At 38.1% G+C, this 1,778-nt stretch carries 1 protein-coding gene; it reads right to left on the reverse strand.

Annotated elements, in window-relative coordinates:
* Positions 1 to 193: 193 nt before the first annotated feature.
* The coding region (gene groL, locus DBR11_RS26425) for a chaperonin GroEL (RefSeq protein WP_108555561.1) at positions 194 to 1,778 on the reverse strand (1,585 nt) is incomplete at its 5' end.

Raw genomic sequence — 1,778 nt, forward strand, 5'->3', positions numbered from 1 at the left:
AGCAATAAGAATAAAAGCAACAAATATGAGAGCGAGTTTAGATTTACCCATGCGTTTGTTTCCATAAATGTAAATAACTATTTAATAATTTACAATACAGAAACAAAAATTAACACAGATATAATTTAAATAGAAAAGCCTCACAAATTTTTGTGAGGCTTTTCTATTTAAATTTATGCTTTGAGATGGGGAATTACATCATTCCACCCATGCCGCCGCCGCCCATTGGAGGCATACCTGCACCAGCAGGAGCATCTTCAGGATCATCAGCCAACACACATTCGGTTGTTAACAACATTGCTGCGATAGAAGCTGCATTTTCTAATGCAACACGGCCCACTTTAGTTGGGTCAATTACACCAGCTGCAATTAAGTTCTCATATACATTAGTACGGGCATTGTAACCAAAATCAGCTTTGCCTTCTTTTACTTTTTGTACAACGATAGAACCTTCAATACCTGCATTTTCGCAGATTTGACGTAAAGGCTCTTCAACAGCGCGTTTAACGATAGCAATACCTGTAGTTTCGTCATCATTAATACCCTTCATACCTTCTAAAGCTTCAATAGCGCGAATAAAAGCTACACCACCACCAGCAACGATACCTTCTTCAACAGCCGCACGGGTTGCATGTAAAGCATCATCAACGCGGTCTTTTTTCTCTTTCATTTCTACTTCAGAAGCAGCACCAACATAAAGAACAGCAACACCGCCAGCTAATTTAGCCAAACGCTCCTGTAATTTTTCTTTATCGTAATCAGATGTTGTCGTCTCGATTTGAGCTTTAATCTGGTTAACACGAGCTTTGATGTCTTCAGACTGACCAGCACCATTGATTACAGTTGTATTGTCTTTGTCAACCACCACTTTTTCAGCAGTACCTAAATAAGTCAGGTCAGCATTTTCCAGTTTATAACCTCTTTCTTCAGAAATAACTGTACCACCAGTTAAGATAGCGATATCTTCCAGCATAGCTTTTCTGCGGTCACCAAAACCAGGAGCTTTAACTGCAACTACTTTCAGGGATCCACGGATTTTGTTCACCACCAAAGTTGCCAATGCTTCACCATCTAAATCTTCAGCAATAATCAATAAAGGTTTTCCAGTTTGAACTTGTTTTTCAAGGATTGGCAACAATTCTTTCATGTTGCTGATCTTTTTATCATAGATCAAAATGTAAGGGTTTTCTAATTCCGCTTCCATTTTATCTGCATTAGTTACAAAGTAAGGTGATAAATAACCACGGTCAAATTGCATACCTTCAACTGTTTTTACTTCAGTTTCAGTACCTTTTGCTTCTTCTACAGTAATAACACCATCTTTACCCACTTTGCTCATTGCCTCAGCGATTAAAGATCCGATTACTTCATCATTATTTGCTGAAATTGAAGCAACTTGTTTGATCTTGTTGTTGTCTTCACCTACAGTTTGAGATTGTGATTTTAAGTTTTCTACAATTGCAGTTACCGCTTTGTCGATACCACGTTTCAAATCCATTGGATTTGCACCAGCAGCAACGTTTTTAATACCAGCAGTAACGATGGCCTGAGCCAATACAGTTGCAGTTGTAGTTCCGTCACCTGCGATATCTGCAGTTTTAGACGCTACTTCTTTAACCATTTGAGCACCCATATTTTCAATTGGGTCTTTTAATTCGATTTCTTTAGCTACAGTAACACCATCTTTAGTAATAGCAGGTGAGCCAAATTTTTTATCGATAATTACATTACGGCCTTTAGGACCTAAAGTTACTTTTACAGCATTAGCCAAAGTATCC

Source organism: Pedobacter sp. HMWF019 (assembly GCF_003061025.1).
In the GTDB taxonomy this organism is placed as follows: domain Bacteria; phylum Bacteroidota; class Bacteroidia; order Sphingobacteriales; family Sphingobacteriaceae; genus Pedobacter.